At 71.8% G+C, this 25,404-nt stretch carries 22 protein-coding genes; 11 read left to right on the forward strand and 11 right to left on the reverse strand.

Annotation, left to right across the window (positions count from 1 at the left end; translation table 11 throughout):
• Positions 1-59 precede the first annotated feature (59 nt).
• Complete coding sequence (locus tag AC529_RS04355; RefSeq protein WP_068753674.1) at positions 60-701, forward strand: DUF4352 domain-containing protein; 642 nt, start codon at positions 60-62, stop codon at positions 699-701.
• A 71-nt stretch (positions 702-772) separates the two neighbouring features.
• Here AC529_RS04355 and rbsK read toward each other — a convergent pair whose 3' ends face one another.
• Both rbsK and AC529_RS04365 read right to left on the reverse strand, forming a co-directional pair.
• The gene (rbsK, locus tag AC529_RS04360; RefSeq protein ID WP_157080046.1) at positions 773-1,687 is read right to left on the reverse strand and encodes a ribokinase; all 915 of its coding nucleotides are present in this window, start codon (positions 1,685-1,687) and stop codon (positions 773-775) included.
• A 25-nt stretch (positions 1,688-1,712) separates the two neighbouring features.
• Positions 1,713-2,507, reverse strand: a complete 795-nt coding sequence (locus AC529_RS04365) for an exodeoxyribonuclease III (protein WP_083947918.1) — start codon at positions 2,505-2,507, stop codon at positions 1,713-1,715.
• A 329-nt stretch (positions 2,508-2,836) separates the two neighbouring features.
• On the opposite strand from AC529_RS04365, the gene AC529_RS04370 reads away from it, so the two are divergent.
• The 4 genes from AC529_RS04370 to AC529_RS04385 all read left to right on the forward strand — a co-directional run bounded on the left by AC529_RS04370 (position 2,837) and on the right by AC529_RS04385 (position 7,123).
• Complete coding sequence (locus tag AC529_RS04370; protein ID WP_068753678.1) at positions 2,837-3,556, forward strand: response regulator transcription factor; 720 nt, start codon at positions 2,837-2,839, stop codon at positions 3,554-3,556.
• The gene (locus AC529_RS04375; RefSeq protein ID WP_068753685.1) at positions 3,553-4,977 is read left to right on the forward strand and encodes a sensor histidine kinase; all 1,425 of its coding nucleotides are present in this window, start codon (positions 3,553-3,555) and stop codon (positions 4,975-4,977) included. The genes AC529_RS04370 and AC529_RS04375 overlap by 4 nt, the downstream gene beginning before the upstream one ends.
• A gap of 439 nt (positions 4,978-5,416) precedes the next feature.
• Entirely contained in the window at positions 5,417-5,878 is a 462-nt protein-coding gene (locus AC529_RS04380; RefSeq protein ID WP_068753687.1) for a hypothetical protein, read from the forward strand.
• 36 nt (positions 5,879-5,914) lie between these two features.
• Positions 5,915-7,123, forward strand: coding sequence for a winged helix-turn-helix domain-containing protein (locus tag AC529_RS04385; protein WP_068753689.1), 1,209 nt, complete (start codon positions 5,915-5,917; stop codon positions 7,121-7,123).
• A gap of 39 nt (positions 7,124-7,162) precedes the next feature.
• On the opposite strand, the gene AC529_RS04390 is transcribed toward AC529_RS04385, so the two are convergent.
• On the reverse strand, positions 7,163-8,305 hold the full coding sequence (locus AC529_RS04390; RefSeq protein ID WP_068753691.1) for an acetyl-CoA C-acetyltransferase: 1,143 nt from the start codon (positions 8,303-8,305) through the stop codon (positions 7,163-7,165).
• A gap of 262 nt (positions 8,306-8,567) precedes the next feature.
• Here AC529_RS04390 and AC529_RS20330 point away from each other — a divergent pair, with 262 nt between their 5' ends.
• A complete protein-coding gene (locus tag AC529_RS20330) occupies positions 8,568-8,738 on the forward strand; it encodes a hypothetical protein (RefSeq protein ID WP_198156284.1) in 171 nt (56 codons plus the stop codon).
• An 88-nt stretch (positions 8,739-8,826) separates the two neighbouring features.
• Positions 8,827-9,819, forward strand: a complete 993-nt coding sequence (locus AC529_RS04395; protein ID WP_068753693.1) for a YihY/virulence factor BrkB family protein — start codon at positions 8,827-8,829, stop codon at positions 9,817-9,819.
• A 40-nt stretch (positions 9,820-9,859) separates the two neighbouring features.
• Here the strand turns inward: AC529_RS04395 and AC529_RS04400 are convergent, their stop codons facing one another.
• From AC529_RS04400 to pdxH, 3 genes are all read right to left on the reverse strand, one after another.
• Entirely contained in the window at positions 9,860-12,115 is a 2,256-nt protein-coding gene (locus AC529_RS04400; RefSeq protein ID WP_068753695.1) for an ATP-binding SpoIIE family protein phosphatase, read from the reverse strand.
• A gap of 189 nt (positions 12,116-12,304) precedes the next feature.
• Positions 12,305-13,015 carry a metal-dependent transcriptional regulator gene (locus AC529_RS04405; RefSeq protein WP_068753697.1) on the reverse strand — a complete coding sequence of 237 codons (711 nt, stop codon included), beginning with the start codon at positions 13,013-13,015 and terminating at the stop codon, positions 12,305-12,307.
• Positions 13,016-13,271: 256 nt separating this feature from the next.
• Positions 13,272-13,937 carry a pyridoxamine 5'-phosphate oxidase gene (pdxH, locus tag AC529_RS04410; RefSeq protein ID WP_068753698.1) on the reverse strand — a complete coding sequence of 222 codons (666 nt, stop codon included), beginning with the start codon at positions 13,935-13,937 and terminating at the stop codon, positions 13,272-13,274.
• A 140-nt stretch (positions 13,938-14,077) separates the two neighbouring features.
• Between pdxH and AC529_RS04415 the strand changes: the two genes are divergently transcribed.
• Complete coding sequence (locus tag AC529_RS04415; protein ID WP_068753700.1) at positions 14,078-15,184, forward strand: citrate synthase 2; 1,107 nt, start codon at positions 14,078-14,080, stop codon at positions 15,182-15,184.
• Between the two features lie 52 nt (positions 15,185-15,236).
• On the opposite strand, the gene AC529_RS04420 is transcribed toward AC529_RS04415, so the two are convergent.
• Positions 15,237-18,449, reverse strand: a complete 3,213-nt coding sequence (locus AC529_RS04420) for a type 1 periplasmic-binding domain-containing protein (RefSeq protein ID WP_068753701.1) — start codon at positions 18,447-18,449, stop codon at positions 15,237-15,239.
• A gap of 226 nt (positions 18,450-18,675) precedes the next feature.
• Here AC529_RS04420 and serC point away from each other — a divergent pair, with 226 nt between their 5' ends.
• From serC to AC529_RS20770, 3 genes are all read left to right on the forward strand, one after another.
• Entirely contained in the window at positions 18,676-19,797 is a 1,122-nt protein-coding gene (gene serC, locus AC529_RS04425) for a phosphoserine transaminase (protein WP_068753702.1), read from the forward strand.
• Between the two features lie 95 nt (positions 19,798-19,892).
• On the forward strand, positions 19,893-20,888 hold the full coding sequence (locus AC529_RS04430) for a glycerophosphodiester phosphodiesterase family protein (protein WP_068753703.1): 996 nt from the start codon (positions 19,893-19,895) through the stop codon (positions 20,886-20,888).
• Between the two features lie 394 nt (positions 20,889-21,282).
• Positions 21,283-21,630, forward strand: coding sequence for a Uma2 family endonuclease (locus AC529_RS20770; protein ID WP_232306568.1), 348 nt, complete (start codon positions 21,283-21,285; stop codon positions 21,628-21,630).
• 3 nt (positions 21,631-21,633) lie between these two features.
• Here AC529_RS20770 and AC529_RS04440 read toward each other — a convergent pair whose 3' ends face one another.
• From AC529_RS04440 to AC529_RS04455, 4 genes are all read right to left on the reverse strand, one after another.
• Positions 21,634-22,689, reverse strand: a complete 1,056-nt coding sequence (locus AC529_RS04440; protein ID WP_068753704.1) for a hypothetical protein — start codon at positions 22,687-22,689, stop codon at positions 21,634-21,636.
• Between the two features lie 229 nt (positions 22,690-22,918).
• On the reverse strand, positions 22,919-23,470 hold the full coding sequence (gene thpR / locus AC529_RS04445) for an RNA 2',3'-cyclic phosphodiesterase (protein WP_232306569.1): 552 nt from the start codon (positions 23,468-23,470) through the stop codon (positions 22,919-22,921).
• Positions 23,471-23,479: 9 nt separating this feature from the next.
• A complete protein-coding gene (locus tag AC529_RS04450) occupies positions 23,480-24,742 on the reverse strand; it encodes an MFS transporter (RefSeq protein ID WP_068754517.1) in 1,263 nt (420 codons plus the stop codon).
• A 143-nt stretch (positions 24,743-24,885) separates the two neighbouring features.
• Positions 24,886-25,335 (reverse strand): MarR family winged helix-turn-helix transcriptional regulator, encoded by a 450-nt coding sequence (locus AC529_RS04455; protein WP_068753708.1) that lies wholly within the window; start codon positions 25,333-25,335, stop codon positions 24,886-24,888.
• Between the last annotated feature and the right edge of the window lie 69 nt (positions 25,336-25,404).

The raw sequence follows: 25,404 nt of genomic DNA on the forward strand, positions 1-25,404 counted from the left end.
CGCTGCCCGGCCCCTCCGGGCGGCGCTCCACCCCCCCTTTCAACGAACGGAGTACTGCCATGAGCTATCCCGCACCCCAGTTCCCCCAGCCCCAGCCGCAGCCGAGGAAGAGCCGCGGCTGCCTGTGGGCCTCCCTGGTCGCCCTGGGCCTCTTCATGCTCTTCGGGTTCTTCGGCTGCGTGGCGCTCGTCGCCAGCGTCGACGACTCCCCCTCCGGTTCCGGGCAGAGCGCCTCCTCGGACGGCGCAGGCGGCGAGGGCGCGGCGGAGTCCGGGGAGGACTCCGCCGAGGAGTCCGAGGAGTCCGCGCCCGGGGTCGGCGACACGGTCGAGGACGGCGCGTTCGCCTTCACCGTCACCGAGGTCGAGACCGGCCTGACCAGCATCGGCGAGGACTTCCTGCGCGAGGAGGCGCAGGGCCAGTACGTGGTCGTGCACGTCACCGTGGAGAACATCGGCGACCGGGCGCAGATGTTCGACGGCTCCAACCAGAAGCTCTTCGACGCCGACGGCAGGGAGTACTCCAACGACACCGCGGCCGAGCTCTCCCTGGACGGCTCCGACGCGTTCCTCACCGACATCAACCCCGGCAACAAGGTCGAGGCCAAGGTGGTCTTCGACGTCCCCGAGGGGGTGGAGCCCGCCTCGATCGAGCTGCACGAGTCGATGTTCAGCGGGGGCGTGACCGTCTCGCTGTCCTGACCCGGCGGACGGCCCGCCGGGGCCGCGCCCGGGGCCGCCGTGCGGGCGAGGGCTCCGGGCGCGCCGTCACGTCACGAGGAGGCGTCCGCGAACGCGTCGATCTCGGGGCGGGTGGGCATCGACGTGCTCGCTCCGGGCCGCTGCACCGACAGGGCCGCCGCGCGCGCCGCGAACCGCAGCGCCGACTCGGGGTCCTGCCCCTCGGCGCGGGCCACCGCGAACGCGCCGCAGAAGGTGTCGCCCGCCCCGGTGGTGTCCACCGGCTCCACGCGCAACGCGGGCACCCGGATCGGCTCGTGGCCCCGCGCCCCGTAGAGCGCTCCGTCGCCGCCGAGGGTGACGACCACCTCGGGCACCGCCTCCAGCAGCGCGGCCAGGGCCTGCTCGGGGTCGTCGTGGCCGGTGAGCGCAGCCGCCTCGTGCTGGTTGGGCAGCAGCACGTCCACGCAGTCCAGCAGTTCTGCGGGCAGCGGCCGGGCCGGGGCGGGCGTCAGCACGGTGGTCACGCCCAGGGAGCGGCCCGCCCGCGCCGCCGCGAGCACCCCGGACAGGGGCGTCTCCAGTTGCAGCAGCAGCGCCCGCGCGCCGTCCAGCAGCCGGACGTCGCCCTCCCGCAGCGCGGTGACCGTGCCGTTGGCGCCCGGGACGACGATGATGGAGTTGTTGCCGTCGCCGTCCACGACGATGTGCGCGGTCCCCGAGGGGCCGCCGACCGTGCGCAGCCCCGACACGTCGATCCCGTTGTCGACCAGCGTGGTGCGCAGTTGCACGCCGAACGCGTCGTCGCCGACCGCGCCGAGGAAGCACACCTGCGCCCCGGCGCGGGCCGCGGCGACCGCCTGGTTGGCTCCCTTGCCGCCGGGGACCTGGCGGAACTGGCGCCCCTGCACGGTCTCGCCGCTGGCGGGGACCGTGTCCACGTAGGCGACCAGGTCCATGTTGACGCTGCCGAATACCGCGATCCGCGGTGCCGCTGCTCGGTTCACACCCCTCACGTTACCGGGGCGGTGTTCACTCCGGCCGCAGGTCCACGATGACGGGTGCGTGGTCGGAGGCGCCCTTGCCCTTGCGCTCCTCGCGGTCGATCACCGCGCCGCTGACCCGCGCCGACAGCGCGGGCGAGGACAGCACGAAGTCGATCCGCATGCCCTTGCGCTTGGGGAAGGACAGCCCCTTGTAGTCCCAGTAGGTGTAGACGCCGGGGCCGGGCGCGTGCGGGCGCACCGCGTCGGCGAAGCCGGTGTCGACCAGCGCCTGGAAGGCGTCCCGTTCGGGCTTGGTGACGTGGGTGCGGCCCTCGAACTCCGCCATGTCCCACACGTCGTCGTCCTGCGGGGCGATGTTGAAATCGCCGCACAGCGCGATCTGCGCCTGCGGGTCCTCGGCCAGCCACGCCGCCCCGGCCTCGCGCAGCCGCGCCAGCCACTGCAACTTGTAGGCGTAGTGGGGGTGGTCGACCTCGCGGCCGTTGGGCACGTAGAGGCTCCACACCAGCACCCCGCCGCACACCGCGCCGATCGCGCGGGCCTCGGCCTCCTCCGGGTCGCCCCAGCCCGGCTGCCCGGGGAAGCCCACGCGGACGTCGGAGACGCCCACCCGCGAGGCGATCGCCACCCCGTTCCACTGCGACAGGCCGTGGTGGACGACCTCGTAGCCGAGTCCGGTGAAGACCTCGGTGGGGAACTGGTCGTCGCGGCACTTGGTCTCCTGGAGGGCGACGACGTCCACGTCGCTCCGCTTCAGCCAGGCGGCGATGCGCTCGCTGCGCGCCCGCACGCTGTTCACATTCCACGTCGCCAATCGCACACCGCAAGGCTAGCGCCTGTACCCGTGACCCAGCGTGCCCCGCAGGAGGCGGTCGGTGCCGCCGCTGGGGCTCTCAGGATTCTCCCAGCTTCTCCCCGTCCGGATCCCAGGAAGAACCGGTTCCCTGGGATACCGGGCCGGAGCCCTGGAGGCGACCGGCGGTCCCCGCTGCCCCGCTCCGCGGGGACGGTGCTGCGGGACGGCGCGGCTCGGCGTGCGCCCGCCGTCCCGTATGCGCCCCGAGGGCAGAACTTCCCACTTCGCCCCCCTTGTGGACCGGCCTGCATACCATGACAGGAGCCCCCGACGTCTTTCGCTAGGTGGATCCGATGACGGAAGCAGAGACCACGACGCGGTCGCGTGTGCTCGTGATCGACGACGAGCCCAACATCCGCGATCTGGTTCAGGCCGCCCTGCGTTTCCACGGCTTCGAGGTGATCACCGCGGCCTCCGGCGGTGAGGGCCTCGCCCTGGCGCGCTCGGAGCGGCCCGACCTGATCCTGCTGGACGTGCTGCTGCCCGACATCAGCGGCTTCGACGTGTGCCGCCGACTGCGCGACGAGGACGACGACGTCCCGGTGATCTACCTCACCGCCCGGGACACCCCCTCCGACACGGTCACCGGCCTGTCCCTGGGCGGCGACGACTACGTCACCAAGCCGTTCTCCGTGGAGGCCCTCATCGCCCGGGTGCACGCGCTGCTGCGCCGGGTCAAGCGCGACCCAAACTCCGGGAACTCCGACGGGGTGCTGCGGGTCGCCGACCTGGAACTGGACGAGAAGACCTGGACGGTGCGCCGCAACGGCGCGCCCATCGACCTGTCGCCCACCGAGTTCCGGCTGCTGGCCTACATGATGCACAACGCCGGACGGGTGCTGACCCGCGCGCAACTGCTGGAGAACGTCTGGGGGTGGGACTACGCGGGCCAGTCCCAGATCGTGGAGACCTACGTCAGCTACCTGCGCCGCAAGCTGGAGCCGTTCGGCCCCAACCTGATCCACACCCAGCGCGGGGTGGGCTACGCGCTGCGCGCCAAAGACGAGAGATGACCGTCCGCGGGCCGTTCGCCCCTCCCGGCACCCTGCGGTCCCGGCTGCTGGCCGGGCTGCTGCTGGTGACCGGGGCAGGGCTGCTCGTCAGCGCGCTGGTCAGCGTGCTGACCCTGCGCTCCTTCATCACCGAGCGGCTGGAGGCGCAACTGCTGCTCACCACGGAGCGGGCCATGGTCCGCCTGGACAACGACACCCCGCCGGTGGGGGTGGACGCGCCCAGCCCGTCGCCGTACTTCGTGATCCTGCTCGACCGCGAGACGGGCGAGGTCAACCAGATCTACGGCGACACCTTCCGCGAGGACGTGGTCCTGAGCCGGATCGCCCGGCTGTCGCTGACCGAGCTGCGCTCCTACGCCTCCTCGCACGAGATCGTGGAGCTGGACACCCCCGACGAGGGGGTTCCCCCGCACCTGGTGACCGTGCGGATGCGGCCCAACGCGATCCTGGTCAGCGGCGTGCCGACCGTCGAGCGGGAGGACTACCCGCGCCAGTTGATCACGGTGCAGTTGATCACCGCGGTCCTGCTGCTGGGGGCGCTGCTGCTGGTCGGCGGGCGCCTGATCGTGCGGGCGCTGGCCCCGCTGGACCGGATGGCCACCACCGCCGGGCGGATCAGCACCGGCTCCGACCTCGCCGACCGGATGCCCGACGCCGACCCCTACAGCGAGGTGGGGCGGCTCGGGATGGCGATCAACACGATGCTGGGCCGCCTGGAGCACGCCTTCCGGGCCAAGGCGGAGTCGGAGCAGCGGGTGCGCAACTTCGCCGCCGACGCCTCGCACGAGCTGCGCACCCCGCTGACCACGATCCTCGGCTACGCCGAGCTGTACCGGCAGGGGGCGATCCCCGACGAGGAGCTGCCCGAGGCGATGCGGCGGGTGGAGGGCGAGGCCACCCGCATGTCGAAGCTGGTGGGCGAGCTGCTGGAGCTGGCCCGGCTGGACCGCACCGGATCGCTGGAGCTGTCCACCTGCGACCTGGCGGAGCTGGTGCGGGACATGACCGGGGACGCCGCGTCCCTGGAGCCGGAGCGGGAGTTCACCCTGGAGGTGCCGGACCGGCTGTTCTGGAAGATCGACGAGACCCGGTTCCGCCAGATCCTCGCCAACCTGCTGGCCAACGTGCGCGAGCACACCCCGCCGAGCGCCCCGGTGACGGTTCGGCTGCACTCCGACGGCGAGGAGGTCGTCCTGTCGGTGATCGACGCGGGACCCGGCATGTCCGCCGAGGACGCGGCCCGCGTCTTCGACCGCTTCTACCGGGGGACCCGGGCTCCGGGCGGCGGCAGCGGCCTGGGGCTGCCCATCGTCCAGGCCATCGCCGACGCCCACGGCGGCACGGTGACCCTCGACACCCGCCTCGACGAGGGGACGACAATCACCGTACGTATTCCCAAAGCGGCCCACACCCCACACTGACCGCCCCCGGACAAAAGCGTAATCCGCACTACCGAACCGTCGAAACCCGCTATCAACCTTTGGATTTGGCTTATGGACATCATGATCGTGTGCCAAGATTGCCGCGGCAGTGGTTACCGGGTCCGGATCTACGGCTTCTCTTCGGTTACTAAGGGTAATGCCGACATCCTGGTCCCCCGGAGCTGCTCGCTGTGCAGCGGCTCGGGTCGACTGCTGATCTCGGGCTGGTCCGCGAAGGACTGATCCCGCCTCTCCCGGACGGCGGCTTGCAACGCCCACGGGCGACTACGGACAGTCCTGCTGCAATCGCGGAGTGTTTCCAACTGTTGTCGTCCGGTGGTTCGCCACCGTCTCTCCTGGGAGGAGACATCCCCTCATGCGTCAAGCCCGTTCCCGTCGGCGGAGCTGTCGGCCGCGACACGCGCGTCCGTCGTGGATCGTGCGCTGCCTTCCGCTCCTGTTCTTCCTGCTGTCGCCGCGCTGGCTGGCCGCCTGCCTGGTCGTGTGCTCCCTCGGCGGCATGGCAGCCCTGCTGTCGCCGCAGCCGGAGCCCAAGGCCGCACAGCACACGGCCGCCGCCGCGCCGCCGTCCTCGGTGACCCCCTACTTCACCCCGAAGCGGAACGCGGTGCCGGCCCTCGCCGCGCCCCCTCCTCCCCCGCAGCCCCTCACCCGCTCGGTGAGCATGCAGGCCGCGGCGCTGCCGAGGCCGGCCCGGCCGCCCGCCGTGTCCACCCCCGTGGCCAACGCCGGGAGCGCCGAGCGGACCGACGCCGCCGGACAGTTCGACGCCGACCGCTGGTCCCCCCAGCAGACCGAGGTGCACCCGCCCGCCTCCGCGCGGTGCGACGACTCCTTCCTCACCCTGTGGTCCGAGTGCGGGGGGAGGGCCGGTTCCTGACCCCCGGTCGGCCCCGCAGGCCGCTAAGTTGTACATGTGTACGAACCAACGACGCTTCCCCCTCCCCGGCGCGACTCCGCGCTCTCCCTCGCCCAGGCCCGGCGGGTGGCGCTGGCCGCGCAGGGGTTCGCCGACCGCCGCCCCTCCGGCGCGGTCACCGCACGGTACCTGCGCCGGGTGGTCGACCGGGTCGGCGTCCTCCAGATCGACAGCGTGAACGTCCTGTGCCGCAGCCACTACCTGCCGGTGTACTCGCGCCTGGGCCCCTACGACCGCGCCCTGCTGGACCAGGCCGCCACCGCGCCCCACCGCATGCTGGTGGAGTACTGGGCGCACGAGGCCAGCTTCGTCCCCCCGGCCACGCACCGGCTGCTGCGCTGGCGGATGGCCGACGTGAGCGGGGCGTGGGGCATGGTGCGGCGGGTCGGCGAGGAGCAGCCCGAACTGGTCCGGGCGGTGCGCGACGAGGTCGCCCGGACCGGACCGGCCACCGCACGGCAGGTGGAGGCCGCGCTGCGCCACGACGAGCCGCGCGCCGTCAAGCGGTGGGGGTGGAACTGGTCCTCGGTGAAGACCGCGCTGGCCTACCTGTTCTGGTGCGGCGAGATCACCGCGGACGGGCGCAACCAGCAGTTCGAGCGCCGCTACGACCTGACCGGCCGGGTGCTGCCCCCCGAGGTGTACCACGCGCCCGACCCCGATCCGGACGACGCCCGGCGCGAGCTGGTGGCCATCGCGGCCCGCGCGCACGGCGTGGCCACCGAGCGCTGCCTGCGCGACTACTTCCGGCTCGGCGCGCAGCAGTGCCGTGCCGCGATCCGCGACCTGGTGGACTCCGGCGAGCTGGTGCCCGTGCAGGTCGAGGGCTGGCGCAGGCCCGCCTACCTGCACCGCGACGCGCGCATCCCGCGCCGGGTGGCCAGGCGGGCGCTGCTCAGCCCGTTCGACTCGCTGGTCTGGGAGCGGGCGCGCACCGAGGCGCTGTTCGGCTTCCGCTACCGCCTGGAGATCTACGTGCCCGCCGCCAAGCGGGTGCACGGCTACTACGTGCTGCCGTTCCTGCTGGGCGACCGCCTGGTGGCGCGGGTGGACCTGAAGGCCGACCGCGCCACGGGCCGGCTGCTGGTGCGGCGCACCACGATGGAGGAGGACGCTCCCCCCGACACCGCCTCCGAACTGGCCGTCGAGTTCGCCCAGTTGGCGGAGTGGCTGGGCCTGGAGCGCGTGGTGTACGCCGCGGACTGAGCGGTGGGGCGGCCCGCGCGGGCCGCCCCACCACGCGGGTCAGACCCGCTCGACGATGGTGACGTTGGCCTGTCCGCCGCCCTCGCACATGGTTTGCAGGCCGTAGCGGCCGCCGGTGCGGTGCAGCTCGTGGACGAGCTTGGTCATGAGCACGGCGCCGGTGGCGCCCAGCGGGTGGCCCAGGGCGATGGCGCCGCCGTTGGGGTTCACCTTCGCGGGATCGGCGCCGATCTCGTCGATCCAGGCCATCGGGACCGGGGCGAACGCCTCGTTGATCTCGGTGACGTCGATGTCGTCGATGCTCAGCCCGGCCTTCTTCAGCGCGATGCGGGTGGCGGGGATGGGCGCGGTGAGCATGTACACCGGGTCGTCCCCGGCCAGGGCGAGCTGCACGATCCGCGCCAGCGGGGTGAGGCCGTGCTCCTCGACCGCCCGCTCCGAGGCGATGAGCAGCGCGCTCGCGCCGACCGAGATCTGGCTGGCCACGGCGGCGGTCAGCGCCCAGCCCTCCCGCAGCGGTTTGAGCGCGGCCATCTGCTCCAGGGAGGTGTCGGGGCGCACGCCCTCGTCCTGGCTGACCCCGGCGAGCGGCGTGATCTCGGCGTCGAACCGGCCCTCCGCGATGGCCGCGGCGGCCCGGCGGTGGCTCTCCAGCGCGTAGCGCTCCAGTTGCTCGCGGGTGTAGCCCCACTTCTCGCACATCAGTTGTGCGCCCCGGAACTGGGAGATCTCCTGGGTGCCGTACCGCTGGACCCAGCCCTCGCCGTAGACGGGCAGCCCGTTGTCGACGGCGAACTGCACGTTGGCGCCCATGGGGACCATGCCCATGTTCTCCACGCCCGCGGCGACGACGAGGTCCTGGGTCCCGGACAGCACGCCCTGGGCGGCGAAGTGCACGGCCTGCTGGGAGGAGCCGCACTGCCGGTCGATGGTGACGCCGGGGGTGCTCTCCGGCAGGCCCGCCGACAGCCACGCGGTGCGGGCCAGGTCGATCGCCTGCGGGCCGACCTGGGTGACGCAGCCCATGATCACGTCCTCCACCGCGGCCGGGTCGACTCCGGTGCGCGCGACGAGCTCCTTGAGCACGTGGGCGCCCAGGTCGGCGGGGTGGACCGCCGCCAGCGCGCCTTTCCGCGTCCCCACCGGGGTGCGCACGGCCCCGACGATGTATGCCTCGGCCACGGTTCCTCCTTCGTCCGCGATGAGCCCTCCTAAACCGAACGATATTCGGTTTCGGAGCAGAGGCAAGCCCCGCCCGCCCCAGTTGCCCGCGGGGCCGCGGCGGGTAGGAATCCGTGATGGACTACCCCCGTGGCCGACGACGCCCCGGCGGAACCTCCGGTCGCACCGCCCCGAGTCCCGACGGACCGGGAGGCGGACCGAGGTCCCCGCCCGGAGCGGCCCGGCCGCACCCCCTCACGGAACTCGGCGGAAGGGTCACCTCATGAGCGGCGCGTACGACGGCGCGATCCTCCTCGGACTGCTGGTCATCTTCGTCGTCCTCGGAGTCCGCTGGCTCCGCAAGCGGGTGCACATCCCCTGGACCACCAGCGGGATCGCGGTGTTCTTCATCGTGCTGGTCCTGCTGCTGTGGGCCTACCAGACCACCACCTGACCGGGACGCGCCCCACCTTCCGCTCCTGTGGTTCGTCCCCGCCTGTCCGGGCAGTCGTCCCCCAAGACGTCAAGACAGGGGAAGTGGGATGAGCGAGCGCACCTCCGCATCGAGAGAGTCCCCGGCCACGGGCTCCGGTGTCGCGACGCCCGAATCTCCGGCCGGCCTTCCCGCGACGTCGTGGTGGGCGTCGCTGAAGCGCACGCTGGTGGAGTTCCGGGAGGACAACCTGACCGACCTGGCCGCGGGCCTGACCTACTACGCGGTGCTGTCGGTCTTCCCGGCGCTGCTGGTGCTGGTGTCCCTGCTGGGCCTGGCCGGGCAGTCGGCCACCGACGCCATCAGCGGCGCGCTGGGCGCGGTGGTCCCCGCCCAGACCGTGGACCTGGTCGTCGGCATCCTGTCCGACCTCCAGGCCAACCAGGCCGCGGCCGGACTGTTCGGCCTGGTCAGCCTGGCGCTGGCGGTGTGGTCGGCCTCCGCCTACATCGCCGCCTTCATGCGGGCCTCCAACGTGGTCTACGACGTGCGCGAGGGGCGGCCCTTCTGGAAGACCCTGCCCATCCGGGTCAGCGTCACCCTGCTGATGCTGGTGCTGGTGAGCGTCAGCACGCTCGCCGTGATCCTCAGCGGCGGGGTCGCGCGGTGGGTCGGCGAAATGGTCGGGCTGGGGCCGACGGCCGTCGCCGTCTGGAACGTCGCCAAGTGGCCGGTGCTGGTGCTCGTGGTCAGCTTCATGATCTCGGTGCTGTACTGGGCCGCCCCCAACGCCAGACGGCCCTTCCGCTGGGTGAGCCCCGGCGGGCTGCTGGCCGTCCTCATCTGGCTGGCGGCGTCGGCGGCCTTCGCCTTCTACGTGGCGAACTTCAGCAACTACAACCGCACCTACGGCAGCCTGGCCGCCGTCATCGTCTTCCTGGTCTGGCTGTGGATCTCCAACATCGCGATCCTGCTGGGGGCCGAGTACAACGCGGAGATCGAACGGAGCCGGATGCTGAAGGCGGGACAGCCGATCACGGTGGAGCCCTACGTGGAGCCGCGGGACGTGCCCAAGCCCCGGCCGTTCCAGGAGGGGTCGTGACCGCCGCCGACGGGGCGGGACGGCGCGGCCGGCGGGGGGATCAGCCGTTGTCGGAGGGGTGCATGGGGATCTGGAACCACACCGCCTTGCCGTCCGGGGTGGGCCGGGAGCCCCAGCGCTCGGCCAACTGGTCGACCAGGTAGAGGCCGCGCCCGCCCTCGTCGTCGGCTCCCGCGGTGCGGATGCGCGGCAGGCGCAGGTCGTGGTCGAAGACCTCCACCCACACCGAGGACGCGCCGCGGCGCAGCCGCAGCAGGAACTCGCGGCTCACCGACGGGGACTCCTCGTTCTGCTCGGCCTCCTCCAGCAGGTCCGACCAGTCCTCGTCGAAGTCGTCGAAGCCGTCCAGCGGCAGTTGCTTGTCGGAGTCCTTGACGCCCTCGTCGGTGAACTCGCGGGTCACCGGGTGGGGGGTGGCGTGGATGACCACGTTGGTGACGATCTCCGAGACCAGCAGGCAGGCCAGTTCGGCCTGGTCCCGGTCCATCCCCCACTCCTTGAAGGTGTCGGCGGCCAGGTGCCGGGCCTCCGCCACGGTGGGCGCCTCCGCGGGGAACCACTCCTGGCGCAGCGCCAGCTCCTCGGGGTTGGACCGCACCACCAGCAGCGCGGTGTCGTCGGTGGTCTCGCCGGGCACGGCCCGCTTGGCCACCTCGACGATCTGCTGGACGTCCTTGTCGGCGACCTCGCGGATCTTCGCCTGCAACTGCCGCAGCCCTTCGGCCACGTCCACGCTGCTGCCGAACTGCCGACGCGCCACCAGGCCGTCGGTGTACAGCAGCAGGGTCGCGCCCGGGGGGAGGGTGAGGACGTCCTGCCGGTACACCGAGTCGCCCGGCACGCCCTTGGGCTTGACCCCCAGCAGTTTGTCGCGGATCGCCATCTGTAGGTCGGAGACCTCGCCGTCGCTGATGAGCAGCGGAGGCTGGTGGCCCGCGTTGGCGTAGGACAGCTCCCGCGACCAGGCGTCGTAGGCCATGTAGAGGCAACTGACGCTGGGCACCCAGGTGCCGCCCTCCCCGTCGGGGCGGCCCAGCCGACGCACCCACTCGTCGAGCTCCCGCAGGATCTCGGCGGGCTCCCGGTCGGCCTGCGCGAACGCCCGCAGCGCCGCCCGAAGCTGGCTCATGACCGCCGCCGCGTGCGGGCCGCTCCCCTCGACGTCGCCGATGACGATGCCGACCCGGCCCGCCGACAGCGGGATCACGTCGTAGAAGTCGCCGCCGACCTGGTTCTGGATGCCCTGGCCGTGCGGGTCCAGCGGTTTGGCGGGAATGTAGGCGTGCGCGATGGACAGGCCGTCGAACTCGGGGAAGTCCCTGGGCAGCAGGCTGCTCTGGAAGGCCAGCGCGGTGTCGCGCTCATCCTCGAACAGGCGGGCGTTGTCGATGGCCACCGCGACCCGGGAGGCGATCGCGCCCACCAGGTCGCGGTCGAAGCTGTCGTAGTCGGTCTTGTCCCGGGCGGTGAGCCCGGACAGGGCGAGGGTGAGCACCCCCAGGTTCACGCCGCGGGCGCGCAGCGGCGCCGCGATCACCGAGGTCACCCCCACCTGTTCGGAGACCCGCGCCGAGCGGCTGTTGGGGAAGATCCCGCCGGGGTGCGAGTAGTCGCTGACCACCACCGTCTCCAGGCGGCGCAGCGCCTTGCGGACGAAGTGCTGCTCGGGGTAGTGGACCTCCTCGCCGACGTCGGGCCAACTGCCCGGCGGCGGGGTCCACCCCTCGGCGTGCACCGAGACCCGGCGCAGCAGCCGGTTCCGGTCGTGGTCGTACAGGTCGATGAAGCAGTGGTCGGCGAACTGGGGGACCAGGATCTCGGCGACGGCCTTCACCGTGGCCTCGAACTCCAGGGAGCTGGACAGCCGCCGCCCGATGCGGTCCAGCAGGCCGTACTGCTCCTCGACCCGTCCGCTGCGCAGCGCCTCGTTGGCGAGGATGGCCACGCCCTCGACCGTGCCGGAGGCGTGCTTGAGGGGGACCGCGCTGGCCCGCAGGTGCACCCAGGTGGAGTCGCCCCGCAGCACCGCGAACGCGCCCTCCCAGACGTCGCCCTTGAGCACCCGGCGGGCGAGCTGGGCCAACTGCTCGTGGTCGGCCTCGTGGATGCCGACGTCCACGAGGGGGAGGCCGAGGTAGTCGCGTCCGTCGTCGAGTCCGAGAAGCTTACTGGCGTAGGCGTTCCAATAGCGGAGGTTGCTGAAGCGGTCTGTCACCACCACGGCGATCTGTACTTGGTCCAGAACGTCGGCCCCCGACAGTGCGCCGTTGTAGAAGGCTTCCCCCCACCGCTTCATCACACAGCCACCTCGCCGTCACGGACCGTACTGAGGATGACCGAGGAAACCCGCATCGCCCTCCGCTGGACACGCACACGCGGCTTCGTTCGTTCCGGTCCACGCCATGTGGCGAGGGTAGCAACTGTGGGGATGGGTGCGCAGAGCAACCGGTGATCTCGTGGACCGCACGCGGGATCCGTGTTCCGATCAGACCCGGGTGACGAAAATATGACTGGCGACCTGCCGGGACAGTTCGATCGACTCGCCATCCTCGTGGCTACCACCAATCACTCGCACACCGTCGTCGCTCGCGACGAGCGTCACTTCCTTCTCGGGTTGTACCCCGGCGCGCTTGAGGGCGAGCATGACATCGGTATCACTTTGAACTTGTTCGCTGATCCGGCGAATCGTCACCTTGGTGGGGGTCTGTCCCACCGCCTTCGGGATGGGCACGATGGAACTGTCGGCGAACGGCTCCGGCGAGTAGTCCTCCACGCCCAGCTCGTCCAGGCCGGGGATGGGGTTGCCGTGCGCGCAGGTCCACGGCGCCTTGAGCAGGCCGACCAGCCGCTCCTCCACGGCCTCGGAGATCACGTGCTCCCAGCGGCACGCCTCGACGTGGACGTCCTCCCAGGGCAGCCCGATGATGTCCACCAGCAGCCGCTCCGCCAGTCGGTGCTTGCGCATGACGTGGGTGGCCAGCCGGCGTCCCTTCTCCGTCATGACCAGGTGGCGGTCGTTCTCCACCCGGAGCAGGCCGTCGCGCTCCATGCGCGCGACCGTCTGGCTGACGGTGGGGCCGCTCTGCCGCAGGCGCTCCGCGATGCGGGCGCGCAGCGGCACGATCCCCTCCTCCTCGAGCTCGAAGATCGTGCGGAGGTACATCTCCGTGGTGTCGATAAGTCCGTGTGCGGTCAAGGCTCCCTCTCCCCTTCTGAGCCCGGTTGAGAGCGGCCAACGGCAGTTGTCTCAACACGGGGCAGTGCGCGCCTGTTCCGCGATCGCCCGCTCGGGTGAGGGTTGCCTGTCGGCCGTGGGCCTGAAAACGCGCATCTGACCGTGGAAACGGCCACCGTCCGTGTCAATCATAGCGTGGCGGCACTCTCCACCTTTTCAGAAAACGTGACCTAGACCACTTAACAAATCGGTGAATTCGCCCTGCGGCACCGGAAGGTCAGGGCGAGAGCCGGTCGACCTGCCACTTCCCCTCCTCCGGGCTCTCCCCCACCAGCAGGTAACGGAAGCGGTCGTGCATCCGGTCGTTGCGCCCCTGCCAGAACTCCACCTCCTGCGGGACCAGCCGGAATCCGCCCCAGTAGGCGGGCCGGGGCACCTCCGTGCCCTCCGGCCAGACCTCGGCGAAGCGCGCGTACAGCCGGTCCAGCTCCGCCCGGTCGGCGACCGGCGACGACTGCCGCTCGCTGGCCCACGCCCCCAACTGCGACCCGCGGGGACGCCGGGCGAAGTACGCGTCGTTCTCCTCGTCGGTGAGCCGCTGCACGTGCCCGCTCACGATGACCTGGCGCCTGATCGGATGCCAGGGGAAGACGACGCAGGCGCGCGGCTCCGCGGCGAGCGCGACCCCCTTGCGTGACCGGTAGTTGGTGAAGAACCGCAGGCCGGTGCGGTCGTACCCCTTCAGCAGGACGGTGCGGGCGCGCGGTGCGCCGGTGGGCTCGACCGTCGACAGCACCATCGCGTTGGGTTCGGGCAGGCCCGACCCGCAGGCGTGGACGAACCAGGTGTGAAACTGGTCCATCGGGTGTGGTGCCAGGTCACGGAGCTCCAGAGGGGCATCTCCGTATGATTCGCGCAGCTCAGCAGGGTCAGAATAGTCCACAGTGGTGCATCCTCACACGATCTGTGGGGTAGCCGCCAACAGTGGGCGGGCCGTTAACGGCACCTCGCATGTCAGTAAAAAATCCCGGACCGGTTCAATGGATTACCAATCCGAGGACCGAGGAGACGGAGGAAGCCGGTATGTCGGACTTCAAACCCGGGCTCGAAGGAGTCGTGGCGTTCGAGACCGAGATCGCCGAACCGGACAAGGAGGGCGGCGCCCTCCGCTACCGCGGCGTCGACATCGAGAACCTCGTGGGCCACGTCACCTTCGGGCGCGTGTGGGGGCTGTTGGTCGACAACAGCTTCAACCCCGGACTTCCCTTCGCGGACCAGATCAACCTTCCGGTCTCGACCGGTGACGTGCGTGTCGACGTCCAGAGCACGCTGGCGACCCTGGCGCCGCTGTGGGGCTTCAAGCCGCTGCTGGACATCGACGACACGGAGGCGCGCGACAACGTCGCCCGCGCCGCCTCCGCAGCCCTGTCGGTGATCGCCCAGTCCGCCCGCGGGGACCAGCCGAAGGTTCCCCAGAGCCGCGTCGACGAGGGGAAGACCGTCGTCGAGCGCTTCATGATCCAGCTCCGTGGCGAGCCTGACCCCCGCCACGTCAAGGCCGTGGACGCCTACTGGACATCCGCCGCCGAACACGGCATGAACGCGTCCACGTTCACCGCCCGCGTCATCGCCTCCACCGGCGCCGACGTGGCCGCGGCCCTCTCCGGAGCGGTCGGCGCCATGTCCGGTCCGCTGCACGGCGGCGCCCCCGCCCGCGTCCTGCACATGCTGGACGAGACCGAGCGCCTCGGCGACGCGCGCAAGTACGTCACCCAGACCCTCGACAAGGGCGAGCGCCTGATGGGCTTCGGCCACCGCGTCTACCGCGCCGAGGACCCCCGGGCCCGCGTGCTGCGCCGCACGGCCAAGGAGCTGAACGCGCCGCGCTTCGAGGTCGCCAGCGCCCTGGAGAAGGCCGCCCTGGACGAGCTGCACGCCCGCAAGCCCGACCGGGTGCTCGCCACCAACGTGGAGTACTGGGCCGCGGTCGTGCTGGACTTCGCCGAGATCCCCGCGTCCATGTTCACCTCCATGTTCACCGCCGCCCGCACCGCCGGGTGGTCGGCGCACATCCTGGAGCAGAAGCGCACCGGACGCCTGGTGCGCCCCAGCGCCCGGTACATCGGCCCGGCCGAGCGCGACATCAGGTCCGTCGAGGGCGCCGAGGAGGCCCTCGCCGAGGGAGTCTGACCGCTGCCGGCTCGGTGAGCCCTGGCCCCTGGGGGCCGGGGCTCACCTCGTGTCACCGGTACCACCGGCAGCCGTCCTCGTCCACGGCCCCGAGCAGGGCCTGCCCCTCCGCTGCTCCCCCCTCCTCGGCCGATCCGAGCGGCGGCTGGCTCCGGTGGGCGGCCCGGCCGCACTCGGCCACCAACTCCTGGTCCCCCTCTCCGTCGACCGTGGCCAGCAGGACGAGCTTGCGGTCGTACCAGTGGCCGCCGTCCGAGGTGAGGTCCAGGTCCCCGCTGGCGCCCGCCAGGTCCTCGATCTCCTGGATCTCCGGCAGCAGCAGCGCGGGGAACGCCGCGGACCGTCCGCGGGGGCCGGGCAGCAGGGCCGCGGCGTCCATGAGGGCGGTGGAGACCACGGTGAGGGCGTCGTGGGCCATGGCGGCGTGCGCGACGGACGCGTTGTCCTCGCCCAGCTCCTCGGCCAGGGTGTCCAGGTCCTCGCGGAACTCCGGTTTGACCGTCTCCCTCATGGCCAGCGGCGTGTAGTAGACGGAGATCGCGCGGTCCTTCAGCTTGTCCGCCTTGTCGGCGACGTACTGGGCGATGTCGTCGCTGGCCAGCACGGTGACCTTCTCGATGCAGCCGCTGGAGGCGTTCAGCTCGTCGAGGAAGTAGCCGAAGTCGGGGGACCGGCCGGCGTAGTAGACGAGGTCGGGCTGGTACCCGTCCCGGCAGATGTCGTCGACCACCGATCCCAGTTCCGCCACGTCGGAGTAGCCGTCGACCCTCCCCCGCACCGAGCCGTCCCTGCTCTCCAGCGCTCTGATGAACTCCTTGGCCAGGTGGGGGCCGTAGAGCTCGGCCTCGGCGGTGTAGGCGAGCGCGAGCACGTTCCTGACCTCCCCGCCGACCCGGCCCGCCGCCACCAGTTCGGCGGTCTGGTCGGCCACCCGGCTGTTGGAGGGCGCGGTCGGGAAGAAGAAGTCGCTGTAGAAGTCCTCCTTGCCCTCTCCTCCCCCTTCTTCGCCCGCTTCCTCCAGGGTGCCGATGTAGTCGTAGGTCGCGGTCGAGGAGACCATCGGCAGCGCGTACCCGGAGAGCTTCCTGATCGTCTCCCGGGTCGTCTCCATGCTCTGCCCGAAGCCGACCGCCGCCACGATGTCGTCCTCGCTGATCCGCTGCCCGATCCACTCGGCGACCGCTGCGCCGTGCTCCCAGCGGTAGCCGGCGTTGGCGATCAGCAGCCGGATGCGGGGAACCCCCTCGGGGGCGTACCGGTTGTGGTGGTACTGGCGCACCGCCAGCCCCATGAGCTCACCCTTCACCCCGGCCGTGCGGCTGTCGTCCTTCCGGAAGGACATCTGTCCGAAGTAGACCACGGTCACGTAGGGCTCCTTGCCGGAGACGGCGAGGTCGTTCTGCGCCTCGATGCGTTCCTGGACCGCTTCCAGGCTCGGGTGGAAGACGAACGACCCGTCGGTGTACCCCACGCAGTCCCAGACCTCCGTGCTCCCGCCTCTCTGCGCCTGCGCCACCCCCGGCTCGGTGAGCAGCGGCCGCCAGCACTCGTTCCCGTTCCTCCGGTGGAACAGGTCCAGCACCGCCACCGTGCCGACCAGCAGCAGGAGGACCACCGCCCCCACTCCCGCGGCCGTCGCGGCGTTCCGCCACCGCTGGGCGGTGGTGGGCTCCGTCCGCTCGGCTCCCCGGACCCGGCCGCGGTGCTGCTCCCGCTCCCCGGCCCCGGGGCCGATGTCGACGGAGACCGTACGGCTCGGCCCCAGGTGGGCGACGCGCCTGCGCCGGTCGGCCCAGGCGGTCAGTTCCCGCACGGCCGAGCCGGTCTCCCGCGCGGCCGGCGGAGCGGGGTCGGCCACGACCTCCACGACGACCAGGGGGTCCGGCGCGTACTGCTCGGCGCGGACCTGCTCGATCAGCCGGACCAGGTCGGCGTCCCGCTCCGGGGAGTCCTCCCCGCCGCCCCGCCAACGGGTCGCGTACCGGTCCGCGACCAGGGCCGGGCGGTGGAAACCGGTGCGGTAGCGGTGGCGCTCGGGGTAGGCCGCGGCCAGGTCCTCCAGCAGCGCGTTGACCAGCAGCAGCCGCAGCATCCGCGCCTGGTCGCGCAAGTCGCGGCGGTCGCCTTCGGCGTGCGCGGCCTGTAGCCTCCGGTACGTCTCCCCGACGTGCTGGGTGACGGCGCGGTGGTGGGGCGCGGCGGAGGCGCCCCTGGGCAGGTAGGGCTGCCGGGGCAGCCACCGGTAGGGCCGCCACGGCTGGCTCAGCCCCAGGTAGAGCAGGGCGCGCAGCAGCACGAGCAGGACCAGCAGCAGTACCGTGAGGACCCGTTCCAGGGCCTCCAGGTCGGGGATGTTCCGTATCCCCAGCAGCAGGGACAGGCCGAGCAGGAAGTTGATGAGCATGCCCAGCGGGGTCATCACCCACTGGTCGAACCGGTCGAAGGTGAACCCGGCGTCCGCCCTGCCCGCGCCCAGGAACTGGAGCAGCCTGCTGGTACCGAGGTACAGCCCCGTGTACCCCTTTCCGACCAGGCCGACCCCGTCGTCCAGGGTCCTGCGCGCGGCGGCGCCGATCCGGCGCAGGACGCCCCGCCGCGGCTGCCCGTCCCCCCGGTCCTCCCCCGCCTGCTCCTCCCGTTCGGGAACCGCTTTTCGGGCTTCCCGCCGCTTTCTGGCCTTCCGCCACAGGGCCTCGGCGACCACGAGGGGATTGCGGTGGTCGCGCCGGCCGCCGGGGTACTCCTCGTCCTCCGCACGGTGCCGTTCCCGGTAGGTCTCCCCGTACACGGCGAACAGGTCGAGCAGGGACTGGGTGCGGGGGAATTCCAGCGGCCGGACCGCACGCAGACGGGGTCCGTCGATCCGCCTGCCGCGCCCCCTGCGCAGTTCGTCGACGAGGGCGCTCACGTCCTCCTCGGTCCGCCGCACCGTCTGGTACGCGGTGGCTCCGGCGTACGGCGGGGCGGCCTCTCCCCGGGACTCGCACCTGGAGAGGACCGCGACGGGGTCGTCGCCGCTGCGCTCCTCCAGCATTCCGGTGACGGTCGCGGCGTCCTCCTCCGAGGCGGCCCGCAGTTGCAGCAGCGGCGCCGGACGCTGCTCCCGGACCGGATCGTCGTCGTCCAGCAGGTCCCGCCAGGGGCGGCGGCGCCGGACCAGACGGGCGGCGCGACGCCGGTTGTCGAATTGCCGACGCTCGTCGAACGGGGCACGCAGTCGGTCGTAGGCCCTGAGAAACTCAGGGGCGTAATCGACGCTTTCCACCGAACTGTACGAGGGGGACTGATTCGGTATCACGAAAACGTGCCCTCTCCTGCACCGCCTCTGCCGGAAAACCAATTTCTCTTACCGACTACTCCGCGAACCAGAGCCGTGACAGGATTGCAACTTCTCCCATTCTGGAAATATCCCGGCGTTTCTCCTCTTCCGGAGCCCTCCGCCGCGGCCCCCCTGCGGCACGGGACGGTGGGTGGCCGAGTAGGCTGGCGGAGTGACCGAGATCCACATTCCAGAGAACCTGCTGCCCCGTGACGGCCGCTTCGGCTGCGGTCCGTCCAAGGTCCGTCCCGAACAGTTGAGCGCCCTGGCCTCCTCGGGAGCCACCTACCTCGGCACCTCGCACCGCCAGAAGCCGGTGAAGTCCCTCGTCGGGCGGGTGCGCTCCGGACTGGCCGACCTGTTCTCCCTGCCCGAGGGCTACGAGGTGGTCCTCGGCAACGGCGGCACCACCGCGTTCTGGGACATCGCCGCGCACGCCCTGGTGCGCACCAAGTCCCAGCACCTGTCGTTCGGTGAGTTCTCCTCCAAGTTCGCCAAGGTCACCAAGGGCGCTCCCTGGCTCGCCGAGCCCACCGTCATCAGCGCCGAGCCGGGCACCTACCTCCCGCCGCAGGCCGAGGCCGGAGTGGACGTGTACGCGCTCACCCACAATGAGACCTCCACCGGCGTCGCCACGCCGATCCAGCGGGTGGCGGGCGCCGACGAGGACGCGCTGGTGCTGGTGGACGCCACCAGCGGCGCGGGCGGCCTGCCCGTGGACATCAGCCAGACGGACGTCTACTACTTCGCCCCGCAGAAGTGCTTCGCGGCCGACGGCGGGCTGTGGATCGCGATCATGTCGCCGCGGGCGCTGGAGCGGATGGCCGAGATCGCGGCCACGGACCGCTACATCCCGGCGTTCTTCTCCCTGACCACCGCGGTCGACAACTCCCGCAAGGACCAGACCTACAACACCCCGGCCGTGGCCACGCTGCTGCTGCTCGCCGAGCAGATCGAGTGGCTCAACGGCCAGGGCGGCCTGGACTGGGCGGTGCGCCGCACCGCGGAGTCCTCGTCGATCCTGTACACGTGGGCGGAGAAGTCCGAGTACGCGACCCCGTTCGTCGCCGACCCGGCGCACCGCTCCCAGGTCGTGGGCACGATCGACTTCAGCGACGCGGTGGACGCCGCCAAGGTCGCCGCGGTGCTGCGCGCCAACGGCGTCGTCGACACCGAGCCGTACCGCAAGCTCGGCCGCAACCAACTGCGTATCGGCATGTTCCCGGCGGTCGAGCCGGACGACGTGCGCGCGCTGACCGAGTGCATCGACTACGTGGTGGGCAAGCTCGGCTGAGCCGACCGCCCGCCGAAGTCCCCCGTCGGCCGGTCCGGGGCACGCGCCCGGGCCGGTCGGCGTTTCCGCAGTACCGATCAGGAACAGTCTCGGCCATGCGCAGGAACAGGCAGCTTCCGCACATCAAGATCATCTCCCACCGGGGCGCGTCCGGGCACCGCCCCGAGCACACCCTGGCCTCCTACGCGCTGGGGGCCCGCTACGGCGGCGACTTCATCGAGGTGGACCTGGTCGCCACCAAGGACGGGCACCTGATCGCCCGGCACGAACCGGAGATCGGGCACACCACGGACGTGGCGTCCCGCCCCGAGTTCGCCGACCGCCGCCGCACGCTGACCATCGACGGCCGCGAGGTCACCGGGTTCTTCGCGCAGGACTTCACGCTGGAGGAGATCAAGACGCTGCGCGCGGTGGAGCGGCTGCCCGAGGTGCGCCCGTACAACGCCGAGCACGACGGCCAGTACGAGATCCCCACCCTGGAGGAGATCATCGACCTGGCCGTGGAGCTGACCGAGCAGTTGGGGCGGCCGATCGGGATCTACCCGGAGACCAAGCACCCCGCCTACCACGAGTCGGTGGGCCTGGAGCTGGAGCCGCCGCTGATCGCGCTGCTCCGGGAGCGCGGCCTGAGCGGCCCGGAGCCCCGGGTGCCGGTGTTCTTGCAGTCCTTCGAGGCGGACAGCCTGCGCAAGCTGCGGGAGCTGGAGGTGCCGCTGGTGTTCCTCCTGGGCGCCGAGGAGCCGTGGCTGCGCTACACCACCCCGGAAGGGCTGGCGGAGGTGGCGTCCTTCGCCGACGCGATCGGCCCGGCCAAGTCCCTGGTCGTCCCGGTCACCGAGGAGGGCGGCCTGGGCGAGCCCACGTCCCTGGTGGCCGACGCCCACGAGGCGGGCCTGCTGGTGCACCCGTACACGTTCCGCAGCGAGAACCACTTCCTGCCGCCGAAGCTGCGCAACGGCGACGACCCGACCGCCTACGGGTCGTTCGCCGCCGAGTACGACGCCTTCTTCGCGGCGGGTGTCGACGGGGTGTTCACTGACCACTCCCGCCACGCCTTCCTGGCCCGGGAGGTCTTCCTGGAACAGGGCTGACCCCGGGAATCCCGCCGTCTGCGAAGCGTCGACCCGGCCGCGCGGTCGACGCTTCTCTCTTCTCGGAAACGACGGGTGGACACGAAGCGGTACGGCTGCGCTTCCGGTCCGGGAGGTGACGTAGCGAAGTGGGTGTCGTCATGGTGGAAGCCGTTTCCGATGGCAGCACGCCTGGATCCGACCGCCTGCTGCGCGCCTGGCAGGAGTTGGACGTGCCCGAAGGCCAGCGGGCCGAGATCCTCGGTGAGGAGATCAGGCTGGTGACGCCGCCCTCACGGCCGCACAACTTCATCGCGGCCCGAGTGCCCCGGACACTGCTGCGCTCCCTGCCCGACGCGTGGGACGTGTACCAGACCCTGGGACTGCGCGCGTTCCGGTTCTCGGAGACCTCTACGTGCCGGATCTCGCCGTCGTGCCCCGCGCCGCGGTGCTGGACGGCGGCGACGGCCTCTCGTGCTCCGCGGAGGACGCGCCGCTCGTGGCCGAGATCGTCTCCAAGAGCAGCGGTGAACGGGACCGCAAGAGGAAGCTGTGGGGCTACGCCCACGGCCCGGTCCCGCTGTACCTGCTGATCGACCGGTGGGCCGACGAGGGGCCGTCGGTCACCCTGGACGAGGAACCGGAGCAGGGGCGGTACCGCAGGCGCACCACCGTTCCCTTCGGCGCGGAGACCGGCCTTCCCGCACCGTTCGACCTGGCGGTGGAGACGGCCGACTTCCCCGGCCCCGACCGGTGGCGCTGAGCGCTACCCCCGGCGCGCCAGCCAGACGATCGCGAGGACGGCCACGCCCGCCACGCCGACCCCGGCGAGGATGAGGCCGCCCGCGCCGTCCCCGCCGGACAGGTCCGCCTCCTCGGTGGTGCTGGGCGACGGCTCGGGTTCGGGAGCGGGAGGACGGGACAGCACGTCGTCCAGCGGCACCCGCCACACCGGGCTCTGCACGCCCTCGCTGCCGACCAGCAGCGCACTCCCGTCGCCGGTGAAGGAGACCGACTCGCCCTGGTCGCTCTCGGGCAGGGCCACGGTGGCGGCCCGCCGTCCCGGCACCCCTTCGGAGGCGTCGTAGAGGGTCGCGTTCCAGTAGGTGCGGACGGCGTAGTACCTGCCGTCGGGGGAGAACGCGGCGTCGGTGGCGAACAGCGGGGCGCCGCCGACGCGGGTGAGGGTGTTGACGCCGTCGGGGTCGAGCTGTTCGGGGGCGGCGTACAGGCCGCCCGCGATCTCCTTGCTGACGACGTAGAGGCGGTTGTCGCGCGGGTCGACGAGCAGGCCCTCGGCGTCCCGGCCGCCGTCGGCGTAGGTGAAGGTGAACGTGGTGGCGGTGACGGTCTGGTCGACCAGGTCGCGCGGCTCGGGGATCCGGTAGACGCGCACGTTCGGCCAGCCGCCCTGGTAGTTGTCGCCGATGTCGGCGACGTAGATCGCGGGCTCCCCGGCCTCGTCGGCGCCGAGTGCGATCGCCTCCCAGTCGCGGGCCTCGACGCCCTCCCCGGCCAGCCAGACGGTGGCGACCGTGTCGCCCTGCCCGTTGACCGCGTACAGGGTGGGGCCGTAGTCGGGACCGCTGTCGTTGTGGGTCCAGTACACGTCCTCGTGGCGCCGGGAGGCGGCCAGTCCGCTGGACTCGGCGATCCGCGGGTCGGTGAGCCGGAACGCGATCTCGGTGCCCGCGGGCACCGCCTCGCTCACCGAGGGGTCCGGCGTCGCCGGTTCGACCGTCTCCTGGGGGGCGGCGGCTCCCGTCGCGGCGGGAGCCCCCAGGAGCACGGCTGCCAGCCACACACGGACGCCTCGGGTCATGGAGCCATCTTGCCATCCGGCGCGCCCCGCCCGCGGGGCGCGTCCGCGGCGGGCGCGGGAGCGCCGCGGCTACCGCACCAGGGCGCCCAGGACCACGATCAGCACGATCACCGCGAGCACCGTGGGCAGGAGCCAGCGCTGCTTCCGGTTGTTGGTGAGCATGCTCATGGGGTGTTCTCCGTCTTCTCCTGGTCGCCGCCTGACGCCGTTCGGATCGGGGCCGGTCCCCTCAGGCTAGTTGCCAGGCGGCGATGGTCTCGTACCGGGGGGCGCCGCTGAGGCGGCTGCGCACCAACTGCACCTCGGCCGCCTCCCACGGCTCGGTGTCCAGGGCGTCGAGGCGGGCGCAGGGGGCGGTGAGGTTGGTGGTGATGCGGGCGCGGGCCACCGTCAGGTGCGGGACGTAGCGGCGGTTCTCCACCGGGACGCCGAGTCCGGCGGCGGCCTCGCGCTGGGCGTCCGCCAGCTCGGCCAGGGCCGCGACGTCCCCGTCCAGGCCCGCCCACAGCACGCGGGAGCGGACCGGCTTGGGCGGGAACGTGCCGCCGCCGCGCAGGCGGAGGGACATCGCGGGGTGCCGGGCGGTGACCCGGCCCAGCTCCCCGGCCACCGCGTCGACCCGCTCGTCGGGCACCTCGCCGAGGAACAGCAGTGTCACGTGCCACTGCTCGCGGGGCGCCCAGCGCAGGCTGCGGGCCGTGGGGCGGGCGGACTCCACCGCAGCGCCCAGGGCGTCGAGCACGGCGGCGGGCGGGACGACGGCGGTGAACAGGCGCATCATGCCTCCGGGTCAGGCCGGTGGTGCCGGGTCCGTGCGCCGGACCACCTCGACGAAGGGGCGGCGCGCGGTGAGGCGCATCCTCACCCCGAGCCTACGGCCCAGCACGGCGGCGGCCATGACGGCGACGGCGACGCTGACCGCTCCGCCGGTGACCATGCTGACGGAGGGGCCGAACAGGTCGGCGAGCACGCCCACGACGGGCGCGCCGATGGGGGCGACCCCGAGGAACACCAGCGTGTACATGGCCATGACCCGGCCGCGCATCTGCGGTTCCACGTTCAGTTGGAAGTAGGCGTTCATGGAGGTGGTGAAGGTCATGAAGGAGACGCCCATGGGCACCAGCGCCGCGAGCAGCGCCACGTAGCCGGGCATGAGCCCGGCGACGATCTGGAGCACGCCGAAGAGGAACGCGCCGAGGACCACGGTGCGCAGCCGGGGCGCCTCGCGCTTGGCCGCGATCAGCGCGCCGGTGAGGGCGCCCACCGCGAGGAACGTCGCGGCCAGGCCGAACGCCTCGGAGCCCGCCCGGAAGACGTTGTTGACCATGAGGGCGAGCTGGTTCTGCACGTTGGAGCCGAAGAGCTGCACGAAGGCGATCACGCCGAGCAGCAGGAGCAGGTCCCGGCGGCCGGTGACGTAGCGCAGCCCCTCCCGGACCTGGCCCTTGGAGCGCGGCACGGGCTTGCTGACGTGCAGTTCGGCGGGGCGCATCAGGAGCAGGCCGGTGAGGACCGCGACGAAGGAGGCCGCGTTGATGAGGAACACCGGGCCGGTGCCGACGAGCCCGATGAGCAGGCCCGCCGCGGCGGGGCCGGTGACCCGGCCCAGTTGGAAGCTGGCGCTGTTCAGCGCGACGGCGTTGGGAAGGTCCTGACGTCCCACCATTTCGACCACGAAGCTCTGCCGGACCGGGGTGTCCACCACGGTGACCAGGCCGAGCGCGAGGGCGAACGCGTAGACGTGCTCCACCCGGGGGGTGCCGAACGTGACGAGCAGGCCCAGTCCCAGGGCGAGCAGGCCCATGAGGGCCTGGGTCAGGATGAGCAGGCGGCGCTTGGAGAAGCGGTCGGCGAGCGCGCCGCCCCACAGGCCGAGGACGAGCATGGGCAGGAACTGCAGGGCGGTGGCGATGCCCAGCGCCACGCCGCTGCCCCCGCTCAGTTGCAGGACGAGCCACTCCTGGGCGATGCGCTGCATCCAGGTGCCGGTGTTGGAGACGACCTGGCCGAGGGCGAAGAGGCGGTAGTTGCGGTTGGCCAGCGACCGGAACATGCCGGAGCGGCGCCCGGGCTCCTCCGGCTCGGGCGGGTCTGCGGGGGGAGTCTCCGGGACGGTCGCCGTACGGACGTGCGAGGCGGTTGTGCTGCTGATGGCGGCGTACTCCTCTGCGTCGGCCCCCTTCCCGCCGCCCCCGGTCACGACTGGCTCAGCCGGTCCAGGATCTCGGTCGCCCGGCGCAGGACCTCCTTGTCCTCCTGGCTGAGTTCCGCGAGCCGCCGGGTCAGCCAGGCCTCCCGGCGCTGCTGGTCGGCGGCCACCAGCCGGCTGCCCTCCTCGGTGATCTCCACCAACTGCTGGCGGCCGTCGTCCGGGTGGCGCATCCGGCGGACCAGGCCCCTGGCCTCCAGGGCGGCGATGATCCGGGTCATCGACGGAGGCTGCACCTTCTCGTGGTCGGCGAGCGCTCCCGGGGTCATCTTCCCGTGTCGGGCCAGGGCGAACAGCACCGATCCCTGTCCCAGGGACAGGGAGGAGTCCGGCCGCTGCGCGCGCAGCCGTCGGGCCAGTCGCCCCACGGCCATGCGCAGTGCCGCGGCCAGGCCGGCGTCAGTTCCGGTCGGCGGGGTGGGGGTGGATCGGTTCATTAGCATGACTCATTACTTTTGCTAACGATGTCTCGCAGGCGGGTATTCCCGCAGGACTGTGCGGGTAAC

Origin of the sequence: Thermobifida cellulosilytica TB100 (assembly GCF_001517975.1) — a bacterium.
Lineage (GTDB): Bacteria > Actinomycetota > Actinomycetes > Streptosporangiales > Streptosporangiaceae > Thermobifida > Thermobifida cellulosilytica.

What these genes read in the sequence shown, in the direction of transcription:
- AC529_RS04355 (WP_068753674.1), top strand. Translation starts at nt 60, where the DNA reads ATGAGCTATCCCGCACCCCAGTTCCCCCAGCCCCAGCCGCAGCCGAGG.
- AC529_RS04370 (WP_068753678.1), top strand. Translation starts at nt 2,837, where the DNA reads ATGACGGAAGCAGAGACCACGACGCGGTCGCGTGTGCTCGTGATCGAC.
- AC529_RS04375 (WP_068753685.1), top strand. Translation starts at nt 3,553, where the DNA reads ATGACCGTCCGCGGGCCGTTCGCCCCTCCCGGCACCCTGCGGTCCCGG.
- AC529_RS20330 (WP_198156284.1), top strand. Translation starts at nt 8,568, where the DNA reads ATGAGCGGCGCGTACGACGGCGCGATCCTCCTCGGACTGCTGGTCATC.
- AC529_RS04395 (WP_068753693.1), top strand. Translation starts at nt 8,827, where the DNA reads ATGAGCGAGCGCACCTCCGCATCGAGAGAGTCCCCGGCCACGGGCTCC.
- AC529_RS04400 (WP_068753695.1), bottom strand. Translation starts at nt 12,115, where the DNA reads ATGAAGCGGTGGGGGGAAGCCTTCTACAACGGCGCACTGTCGGGGGCC.
- AC529_RS04415 (WP_068753700.1), top strand. Translation starts at nt 14,078, where the DNA reads ATGTCGGACTTCAAACCCGGGCTCGAAGGAGTCGTGGCGTTCGAGACC.
- AC529_RS04430 (WP_068753703.1), top strand. Translation starts at nt 19,893, where the DNA reads ATGCGCAGGAACAGGCAGCTTCCGCACATCAAGATCATCTCCCACCGG.
- AC529_RS04440 (WP_068753704.1), bottom strand. Translation starts at nt 22,689, where the DNA reads ATGACCCGAGGCGTCCGTGTGTGGCTGGCAGCCGTGCTCCTGGGGGCT.
- thpR (WP_232306569.1), bottom strand. Translation starts at nt 23,470, where the DNA reads ATGATGCGCCTGTTCACCGCCGTCGTCCCGCCCGCCGCCGTGCTCGAC.
- AC529_RS04450 (WP_068754517.1), bottom strand. Translation starts at nt 24,742, where the DNA reads ATGTTCCGGTCGCTGGCCAACCGCAACTACCGCCTCTTCGCCCTCGGC.
- AC529_RS04455 (WP_068753708.1), bottom strand. Translation starts at nt 25,335, where the DNA reads ATGAACCGATCCACCCCCACCCCGCCGACCGGAACTGACGCCGGCCTG.